A 10,610-nucleotide genomic window follows, 5' to 3' on the forward strand; every position below is an offset into this window, starting at 1 on the left:
AAATGCGCCGTCCCATGATGCTGATTGTATCGGCAAAAAAGAAGATGTAATAATATAGAAAAAATAAACGAGGAGTATGTAAATGAGATCAGAAAAAGAAATGATGGATTTAGTACTTTCTTTAGCAGAACAGGATGAACGTATTCGAATTGTGACCCTTGAGGGGTCACGCGCAAATATTAATATACCTAAAGATGAATTTCAGGATTATGATATTACATATTTTGTAAGTGATATAGAACCGTTTATATCTAATGATGACTGGCTTAATCAATTTGGGAATATAATAATGATGCAAAAGCCGGAGGATATGGAATTATTCCCACCTGAAGAAAAGGGATTTTCCTATCTTATGCTATTTGATGATTACAATAAAATTGATCTTACCTTATTGCCCTTGGAAGAGTTAGATAATTACCTAAAGGGCGATAAATTAATAAAGGTTCTAATTGATAAAGATTGTAGAATTAAAAGGGACATAGTTCCGACTGATATAGATTATCATGTAAGAAAGCCAAGCGCAAGGGAGTATGATGATTGCTGCAATGAATTTTGGAATGTAACACCTTATGTTATTAAAGGATTGTGCCGTAAGGAAATTTTATTTGCTATTGATCATTTTAATCAGATTGTTCGCCATGAGCTGCTGAGAATGATATCATGGAAGGTCGGCATCGAAACAGGCTTTAAATTAAGTGTAGGCAAGAACTATAAGTTTATTGAAAGGTATATATCCGAGGATTTGTGGGAGAAACTTTTGTCCACCTACCGGATGGATTCCTATGAAAACATATGGGAAGCATTATTTCTATGCCATCAATTGTTCAGGGCGGTATCCGGTGAGGTGGCGGAAAGGCTTCATTATGCCTATCCGGAGTATGATAGGAATATAACAAAATATACCAGGGACATGTATAAAAAATACACTGGTAAAACCGGCTGCCTGGATAGCACATATGTCGCTGATATAGAAGAGAGGCGGGAACAGTGATTACAGAAATGAAAGCAGGGCACCTGAAAGATATCGATAAACCCAGCGAACCATTTGAGGTGATAGGTAAGATTATACCGAGGTATGAAAACGAGAATTGGACCTTTACAGAATTACTCTATGAAGCGCCATATTTAAAAAGCTACCAAGACGAAGAGGATGAAGAGGATGAGGAGGCAGATTGCCTTGAATATATTGACAATACTGATAAGATAATATATCTTTACTACCAAGACGATAAATGCGTCGGAAAAGTTAAACTGCGAAAAAATTGGAACCGGTACGCTTATATAGAAGATATCGCCGTATGTAAGGATTTCAGGGGGCAAGGCATAGGCAGCGCGCTTATCAATATATCTATAGAATGGGCAAAGCATAAAAACTTGCATGGACTAATGCTTGAAACCCAGGACAATAACCTTATAGCTTGTAAATTCTATCATAATTGTGGTTTCAAAATCGGCTCCGTCGATACTATGTTATACGCCAACTTTGAAAACAACTTTGAAAAAGCTGTTTTCTGGTATTTAAGGTTTTAGAATGCAAGGAACAGTGAATTGGAGTTCGTCTTGTTATAATTAGCTTCTTGGGGTATCTTTAAATACTGTAGGTAACCTCTAAAAATTCATAAAAAATTGTTGAAAAAATCGTCAGATTATGGTATAATAAAGATACTATAATAAAGGCGGTTGAAATGAAATGCAGATCAATCTTTTTGCGGAAGAAACACAATTACAGAGATTATCCGAACTCGGAGATTCATTGGAAAAACTGAATGTTATAGACTTTGAATCATTCAGACCTTTGCTTGAAAAGGTAAATTGTAAAGAACGTAAAAGCAAAGCCGGCAGACCGTCGTATGATGTTGTAATGATGTTCAAAATACTCGTATTGCAACGATTGTTTAATTTATCTGATGATCAAACTGAATACCAGATAACTGATCGAATGAGCTTTCAGCGTTTTATTGGCTTATCATTGGGAGAGCGTGTACCTGATGCAAAAACAATCTGGCTTTTTAAGGATACCATTACGCAAAAAGAAATAATTGAGCCTTTATTTAATCAGTTCACAGCGCAATTGGAATCGCAAGGTATTATAACGCATACAGGAACAATTGTTGATGCGACTTTTGTGGATGCACCGCGTCAGCGCAACACTCGTGAGGAAAACAATCAAATTAAAAATGGCGAGATACCCAAAGAATGGGAGAAAAATACCCATAAACTTGCGCAAAAAGATACAGACGCCCGTTGGACAAAGAAAAATGATGAAACTCATTACGGATATAAAAATCATGTAAAAGTGGATGCCGACAGTAAGATTATTACGGATTACGCAACCACATCAGCAAATATACATGACAGCAATGAATTTTCAGAATTTCTCGGAGAAGCTGACAAGGTAATATACGCTGACAGCGCCTATGTGGGAAAAGAAATTCCGAAACATGTAGAAAACCGCATATGTGAAAAAGGATATCGCGGCAAACCGTTGACTGATGAACAAAAAGAAAGCAATCGAAGAAAATCAAAAATTCGATGCAGAATTGAGCATGTGTTTGGATTTATTACCGTATCTATGCATGGTCTTACTGTGCGTTCCATTGGCATAAAGCGAGCAGAGTTTAATATAGGTCTTACAAACCTTGTTTATAACTTTTGCAGATATACTATTTTAAAACGAAAAGAGGTGTACATGGGATAACTATGCCCAAATGAGAATAATTCTGAATATTTAGGGCTTATCCTCCCTGAATATTTAGCGAGAATCAATGGCAATCGGCTATTTCTTGCCTTGATTTTTGAAAAAATAATCGAAATAGCAAAATATTATGATTGGGAATCAATTTTTAGAGGTTCCCTGTAGAAAAGAGGAAGGAAATAATAAATGGCTAAAATGAGAATATCACCGGAATTGAAAAAACTGATCGAAAAATACCGCTGCGTAAAAGATACGGAAGGAATGTCTCCTGCTAAGGTATATAAGCTGGTGGGAGAAAATGAAAACCTATATTTAAAAATGACGGACAGCCGGTATAAAGGGACCACCTATGATGTGGAACGGGAAAAGGACATGATGCTATGGCTGGAAGGAAAGCTGCCTGTTCCAAAGGTCCTGCACTTTGAACGGCATGATGGCTGGAGCAATCTGCTCATGAGTGAGGCCGATGGCGTCCTTTGCTCGGAAGAGTATGAAGATGAACAAAGCCCTGAAAAGATTATCGAGCTGTATGCGGAGTGCATCAGGCTCTTTCACTCCATCGACATATCGGATTGTCCCTATACGAATAGCTTAGACAGCCGCTTAGCCGAATTGGATTACTTACTGAATAACGATCTGGCCGATGTGGATTGCGAAAACTGGGAAGAAGACACTCCATTTAAAGATCCGCGCGAGCTGTATGATTTTTTAAAGACGGAAAAGCCCGAAGAGGAACTTGTCTTTTCCCACGGCGACCTGGGAGACAGCAACATCTTTGTGAAAGATGGCAAAGTAAGTGGCTTTATTGATCTTGGGAGAAGCGGCAGGGCGGACAAGTGGTATGACATTGCCTTCTGCGTCCGGTCGATCAGGGAGGATATCGGGGAAGAACAGTATGTCGAGCTATTTTTTGACTTACTGGGGATCAAGCCTGATTGGGAGAAAATAAAATATTATATTTTACTGGATGAATTGTTTTAGTACCTAGATTTAGATGTCTAAAAAGCTTTAACTACAAGCTTTTTAGACATCTAATCTTTTCTGAAGTACATCCGCAACTGTCCATACTCTGATGTTTTATATCTTTTCTAAAAGTTCGCTAGATAGAGTTCTATATTAGAGATGTAAAGAGTTTTGGTGAAGAGGTTTGTGAGTATGGCTTTTATAACCAGGGTGCAATGAGAAGCACTAACAGCAGCTAGCTTAAGAACGCATAGGATATACTTTTTATGGAAGTCACAGAGGAGGAATAAAATTTGAACAGGATTAACAGAGTAACCTCTATTCTTATTCAGCTGCAATCAAAAAAAATAATTCCTGCCAAAGAAATTGCACAGCGATTTAATATAAGCTTAAGGACAGTTTACAGAGATATCCGGACACTTGAAGAAGCCGGAATACCAATTGGATCTGAGGCCGGAAAAGGATATTTTCTTGTAGAGGGCTTCCTACTTCCGCCGGTAATGTTTACAGCGGCGGAAGTGGGTGCATTGATTACAGCAGGGAAATTTTTAAATTGCCATGGAGATGAATCATTTATAAAGGATTTTGATTCAGCTATGTATAAAATCAAATCTATTTTGAAGCATGGTGAAAAAAACTATGCACAGGAGTTGGAGAACAGTATTAACGTGTACAGCACATCTGGACAGAAAAATACATTGGCGGATAACGTTATTGCAGCAATTCAGACTGCAATCTGCAATAAAAGGGTAATATCAATTCAATATCCTGCATCAGGAGGGCAAGAACCGGAAAGCAGAATGATAGAGCCTATATCACTGGGGTTTTATGAACAGAACTGGTACTTAATCGGTTTTGCAGGCTAAGAAATGAATATAGGAATTTTCGTGTGGATCGGATTAAAAGCATTTGCATAGAAGAAGAGCTCTGTCAAAGCCATGATGGCTCTTTGGAACAAATATTAAAACAAATGCTTTCATATAAAAAACTATATAATGTAATTCTTAGAGCTGAAAAAGGGGAGACATACAATTCTATCAAGAACAGGTATTCTCTCGGCTTCCTTGAAGAAACCGATTTGGGAAGTAAAATGGAAATCGAATTCCAGACAGATTCCTTTGAGATATTGAGCAAGCAGCTGATTGAATATGGATCAGGCATTGAAATAGTCCAACCTGATGAATTAAAATGCATAACCCGTAAACACCTGGCACAAATTACGAATCACTGCCTAAACTTGATTTAGAGAAAGCGATTGGTCTGTTATGTATTTTTTGTAAGGTTTCATATCCCCTGCTGACATACAGCTGTCAGTGTATTATGATATTCTACTATCAAAAAGGAGGATTGAAAAATATGAAACCAAAGATAATTATGCACACACAAATTAGCCTTGATGGCCGCATTAAAGGCTTTGATAATCCGGAAGTTTACTACCAGGTTGCCGGGGGAATTCATTCGGATGCGGTGCTGTTTGGGTCCAATACTGTTTTTACTGCATTTGAAAAATATCCTGCTGAAACAGAGGCTGATTTTGAGAAAATCATAACAAGCCCGGAGGACCCCAGACCAATAGGAGTCATACCTGACAGCAGAGGTATCTTGAGAAGTCTTCATTGCTTAAGAAATCTTGGATATCTGAAGGAAATTGTCATTCTGGTATCAACTGCCACTCCGAAGGAATATTTGAATTATTTGGAGGAAAGGCATTACCCATATATTGTGTCAGGAAATGATCATGTGGACTATGAAAAAGCCTTTCAGATCCTGCATGAGCAATATGGGTGTAAATACATGCGGACAGACAGTGGCGGTGGATTAACCAACAAATTATTAGAAAACGGACTTATTGATGAAATCAGTCTTGTGATATCACCATGTTTTGTAGGTAATAAAGAAAAACAACTATTTGATAACCTTCTGTTATCTGAAAAAGTTAATTTGGAATTGCAGGGAACAGAGAATGCAGAACATGGCTGTCTGTCATTGCGCTATGCTGTGAAAAATAAGGATTAGTGCAGCATACTTTAAAAAGTGTCTGTTGGGACAGTGTCCTAAAGGAAGCATAAGCTCATGGCTAGCGGCGGTGTTAAAGTAACGGCACTCGGCCCCAATATATAGTTGATATGCCCCTAAGCCTTTGAGGGCAAGGCGGTCAACCGCGCCTTTTCCGGTCCGCATACAGTCGTTCAATGAGGGTATCAAGCTCGGCAATGCGGCGGTGCTTCTCGGTGGTTCGTTTCTTCGCCGCCGTTTTCGGCTAATTCTAATTGATCCGAACTGTAAGGATAAGCAATTATCCGGGGCTAGTTAAGTATCTTAGAGAGGAAGATAAAGATAAGTAAACCAATTTTAAAGTTGTACCGAATAAAGCCTTCAAGAGGACAACATGCTTTTGAAGGCTTTATTGCTTACAATTACTTGGATTGTAACGCAAAAGCAGGCACCAAATCAATGAAAAATAGCCTATCCAGGCGACTGTTTCAGAAATATGGGCTTCCGCCAAGGGGATACCAGTGGGGTGCGACATCTTTTTTGCCCACTCAAGGCACGTTGAGTGTGTTGTCTTGATGTCGAGGGTGGAGAAATATGACTAAACAAAATACTGATAAATAAAGGGTTTCCTGACATTGAACTTTTCCCATCGCTACTTTGCCGAGGATGTTAATGTCGGGAAACCCTTATTTTTATTTTTAGAGGAAATATATCAACTCTCCTTAAAGTGATAGGGTTGAGTTGATAGATTAGATAACTTCGTGGGGTTGTGGAGATATAAATGCTAAGATAATAATGTACAGAGTTGCTAATATGTCTATGTATAATAGAAGGTAAAATTTAGCACAGTATTAATGGTGATTAATATGATTTATATGATAAACATTAATACTGAAATATTTTTAAGATCAGTAAAAGATTTAAATAAGCTAAAACTTTTAGTCGAGGTTAATAATTGGGATAGACCTAATTTTAGTGCCATAGCTAGAGAATTAGGAGTGGATAGAAGAACAGTTAAAAAGTATTATGATGGAGATATAAAGAAAGTTAGAAAATCTAAAAAATCAAAGATAGATGATTTCTATGATATCATTTCGAGTTTGCTTTCAGCAGAAACGGACCAAATATTTTATTATAAATCTCATCTCTATAGATATTTGGTTAGAGAAAAAGGATTAGATTGTTCAAGAAGTAATTTTAATTATTATATTTTAAAACATGAAAAATTTGCAGAATACTTTAAACCAAACAAAAAGAAAGATGCTGTAAAATCTGAAACTTCCTTTGGAAAACAAGCACAATTTGATTGGAAAGAAAAATTAAAATTTTCTTTTAAAAGCGGAGAAGAGTTTATCTTTAATGTTGGCAGTTTGATATTATCAGCATCTAGGTTCAAATATTGGGCAATTTGTCCATCAACATCTCAAGCATATTTATTTGATTTCTTAACTAATGTTTTTGAAGCATTAGGAGGTGTGCCCAAAGAAATAGTTATAGATAATGCTTCAACAATGATGGATAAAGCTAGAACGGAACGTTCTGACGGTAAAGTTAATCCTAAATTTCAGCAGTTTGCTGATGACTTTGGATTTAATATCGTACCTTGCATTAGAGCAAGGCCAAATACTAAAGCAAAAGTTGAAAATCCAATGCGAGTTATTAATGAAATAATGACTTATAATGGATTGCTTAATAATGAGGAAGAGTTATTCGAGAAGATGCAAGAAATAACAAATGAAGCTAATTCAAGAGTCTGTCAGGCAATAGGTATTCCTCCTATATTAGTATTTAAAAAAGAGAAAGAACATCTTTTACCACTACCAAATGATAAAATATGTTCTTATTACAAAAATACAACAATACATGCGAAAGTCAATTCCAATGGACTATTTCGCTATAAGGGAAATCTATATTCTGTCCCCGTTGATTTTATTAATAAAAATATTGTTGTTAAAGTTATTGATAATAACCTATATGTTTATTATGACCATAAATTAATAACTTTACATACAGTTTCTAATAAAAAAATTAATTATCATGAAAATCATCACTTAGCAATGATGAGCTTAACTTTTAGAAACTCGGATAAAGAAGATGTTAAAAACTATGCAGCTAAACATTTAGAGGAGATGAAAAAGTTTAATGAACAATTATCAACAGTTACAGAAGAACTTACATGAACTTAAATTAACACAAATCAGCCTACAAATAGATGACTATATTAATAAAATAAATGAGCATAAACTAAGCATTGTAGACGCTTTGTGTGAGTTAACTAGTAAAGAGGTTGAAGTTAAAAATTTTAATGCTGCGCACGCTATGGTTAAAGTAGCAGCATTCCCGCACCTGAAAGAATTGAAGGACTTTGATTTTGAGTTTCAACCTAAAATAAACAAACAACAATTTTTAGATTTCGAAAGCTTACGTTTTTTAGATAATAATAGCAATATTATATTGATAGGCAATAGTGGCGTGGGTAAGACCCACCTTGCCACGTCAATTTGAATTGCTGCAGCAAAGAAAAGAGTAAGTACCTATTTTATAAAATGCCAAGATTTGATAGAGCAATTAAAAAAAGCTTATATTGAAAACAAACTTGATGATAGAATAAAACATTTTAGTAAATACAAGCTTCTTATAATTGATGAAATTGGATATTTGCCAATTGGAGAACAAGAAGCAAAAATGTTTTTTCAACTTATAGATAGACGTTATGAAAAGAAAAGCACAATAGTTACTAGTAATATTAATCTATCCGACTGGAATCAAATATTTTTAGACAATATGCTAGCTAGTGCTATTTTAGACAGACTTGTTGATCATTCTACTATTGTAAATATTCTCGGAAACTCTTACAGGACGGCTACTGCATTATCCAAAATATGGTGTTAGTATAAAGTAGTGGACACATTAAATCGAACTAAGTAAAATAATATTTAGTTAAGAAAGGATGTGTCCATTATGGGAAAGGGCAGAAGATACGATCAAGAATATAAAGATATGATAGTAGAATTATTTAAGTCAGGAATGAGCTTAGCAGAGCTAAGTAGCTAATATGGCATTGCAAAATCAACAATTAACGGCTGGGTTAAAGATGTAAAAGAAATTAAAGTAGATGAAAATGAAGTTATGACATTAAAGGAAGTTAAGGCTTTAAAAAAAGAAATGGCAAGAATTAAAGAGGAAAATGAAATATTACACCAAAGGCGGGCTTTAGCCAAAAAAGCTATGGCCATATTTGCAACAAGAAATTAGATGAATTAATAGAATTTATAAATAGCAATAAAAACAAACATGATATTAAGACTATATGTACCGTTCTAGGCGTAGCCAGAAGCACATATTATAAATCTTTTGATAAAACTAAATCTGCAAGAGAATTAGAAAATGAGGAATTAAAATCAGCTATTAAAAGGATATATAAAGAGAATAAAGGCATATATGGTGCTCCTAGGATTCATCATATACTTGGTATAGAAGGATTCAATGTATCATTGAAGCGAGTTCAAAGACGAATGACTGAACTTGGCCTTTGTGCAGTAACTGTAAAAAAATACAAACCTCATTCAAGTAAAAAGGTAGCAGAAGATTTAGAAAACGTTTTGAAAAGAGATTTTACTACTACTTCTATTAACGAAAAATGGGTAGGAGATATTACATATATTTATACTATCAAAGATGGTTGGTGCTATTTAGCTTCAGTTCTAGACTTATATTCTAAAAAAATAATTGGCTACGCTTTCGATCAGAGAATGACTAATGATTTAGTTGTTAAAGCCTTAAAAAATGCTTATTACAGCCAATTTCCCGATAAGAATAAGCAATTAATATTTCATAGCGATTTAGGCTCTCAATACACTAGCAATGATTTAAGGGAGCTATGCAAAGAGTTTAATATTATACAATCGTTTAGTAAAAAAGGTTGTCCATATGATAATGCTTGTATAGAATCTTTTCATTCATTAATAAAAAAGGAAGAAATATATAGAAATACATACCGTACCTTCGAAGAAGCTAATATGGCTATTTTTAAATATATTGAAGGTTGGTATAACAGAAAAAGGCTACACTCTTCTATTAATTACATGACTCCAGATCAATGTGAATTATTAGCTAGAAGTGCAGCATAAAAAAGTTTGACTTTTTGTGTCCAAAATATTGACATAAGACCAAGGTACCCATACAGAGGATTCTGATATAGATATCGGAATTTATTACAATCAAGAATCATTTGACCTGACAGCGATTAACCAAATTGCTACAGAGTTGGATGATGAGAATAGAAACAACCTTGTTGTACCTCCCGGAGCGTGGGGTGATTGGATCAATGGCGGCGGATGGTTAGTTATGAACGGGTATCATGTTGATCTGATTTTACGTGATATAAAACGGGTGGAACAAATAATCAAAGATACGGAGCAAGGAATTGTTACTGCAAATTATCAGACCGGGCATCCCCATGGTTATATAAGTGCTATGTATCGTGGAGAATTGGCTATCAGCAAGATACAATATGCTAAAAATGAAAGCTTATGCGAATTAAAAAATCAGGCGGAAATTTACCCTGGTGCTCTAAAGAAGAGCTTGATAAACTTTTTTTTATTTGAAGCAGAGTTCTCTTTAATGTTTGTAAAAGCAAATGCGGGAGCAGAGGATAAATATTATATTGCAGGCCATGTTTTTCGTATTATTTCATGCTTAAATCAAGTACTATTTGCATGTAATAATGCTTATTGCATTAACGAAAAGAAAGCTATAAAACTGCTTGAAACTTTTGAATATAAACCTAAAAAATATGCCGAAAGGGTAAATCATATTTTTGAAGTACTCGGTCTTTCACTTTTTGAATGCTACGATATGACCGAGAAGCTTTATAAAGAAGTGAAAAAAATTGCAACGGAGATAAATAACTTTTTAAACGAGGGGGAATTCAGATGAAAGAAAACAAATATGATGA

At 35.2% G+C, this 10,610-nt stretch carries 6 protein-coding genes and 5 pseudogenes; all 11 read left to right on the forward strand.

Annotated features, from left to right (window positions below; translation table 11 throughout):
* Positions 1-82: 82 nt before the first annotated feature.
* Positions 83-991: an aminoglycoside 6-adenylyltransferase gene (gene ant(6) / locus HMPREF2794_RS07905; RefSeq protein WP_070751297.1), complete on the forward strand. Its 909-nt coding sequence runs from the start codon at positions 83-85 to the stop codon at positions 989-991.
* Complete coding sequence (gene sat4 / locus HMPREF2794_RS07910) at positions 988-1,530, forward strand: streptothricin N-acetyltransferase Sat4 (RefSeq protein ID WP_000627290.1); 543 nt, start codon at positions 988-990, stop codon at positions 1,528-1,530. The genes ant(6) and sat4 overlap by 4 nt, the downstream gene beginning before the upstream one ends.
* Positions 1,531-1,690: 160 nt before the next feature.
* Positions 1,691-2,698, forward strand: a complete 1,008-nt coding sequence (locus tag HMPREF2794_RS07915; protein ID WP_070751298.1) for an IS5 family transposase — start codon at positions 1,691-1,693, stop codon at positions 2,696-2,698.
* Positions 2,699-2,881: 183 nt separating this feature from the next.
* Entirely contained in the window at positions 2,882-3,676 is a 795-nt protein-coding gene (aph(3')-IIIa, locus tag HMPREF2794_RS07920; RefSeq protein WP_001096887.1) for an aminoglycoside O-phosphotransferase APH(3')-IIIa, read from the forward strand.
* 275 nt (positions 3,677-3,951) lie between these two features.
* Positions 3,952-4,083, forward strand: a pseudogene (locus tag HMPREF2794_RS29435) (HTH domain-containing protein); the annotation flags it as partial.
* 75 nt (positions 4,084-4,158) lie between these two features.
* Positions 4,159-4,904, forward strand: a pseudogene (locus tag HMPREF2794_RS29440) (helix-turn-helix transcriptional regulator).
* Between the two features lie 110 nt (positions 4,905-5,014).
* Positions 5,015-5,674, forward strand: coding sequence for a dihydrofolate reductase family protein (locus tag HMPREF2794_RS07935; protein ID WP_000802831.1), 660 nt, complete (start codon positions 5,015-5,017; stop codon positions 5,672-5,674).
* 854 nt (positions 5,675-6,528) lie between these two features.
* Positions 6,529-7,833, forward strand: coding sequence for an IS21 family transposase (gene istA / locus HMPREF2794_RS07940; RefSeq protein ID WP_168166593.1), 1,305 nt, complete (start codon positions 6,529-6,531; stop codon positions 7,831-7,833).
* Positions 7,796-8,545, forward strand: a pseudogene (gene istB / locus HMPREF2794_RS07945) (IS21-like element helper ATPase IstB). Before istA ends, istB begins: the two are co-directional and overlap by 38 nt.
* Positions 8,546-8,614: 69 nt before the next feature.
* Positions 8,615-9,783, forward strand: a pseudogene (locus tag HMPREF2794_RS07955) (IS3 family transposase).
* Between the two features lie 40 nt (positions 9,784-9,823).
* Positions 9,824-10,607, forward strand: a pseudogene (locus tag HMPREF2794_RS07960) (nucleotidyltransferase domain-containing protein); the annotation flags it as partial.
* Positions 10,608-10,610: the final 3 nt, after the last annotated feature.

This window comes from Bacteroides sp. HMSC067B03 (assembly GCF_001811315.1).
Taxonomy (GTDB): domain Bacteria; phylum Bacteroidota; class Bacteroidia; order Bacteroidales; family Bacteroidaceae; genus Bacteroides; species Bacteroides faecis.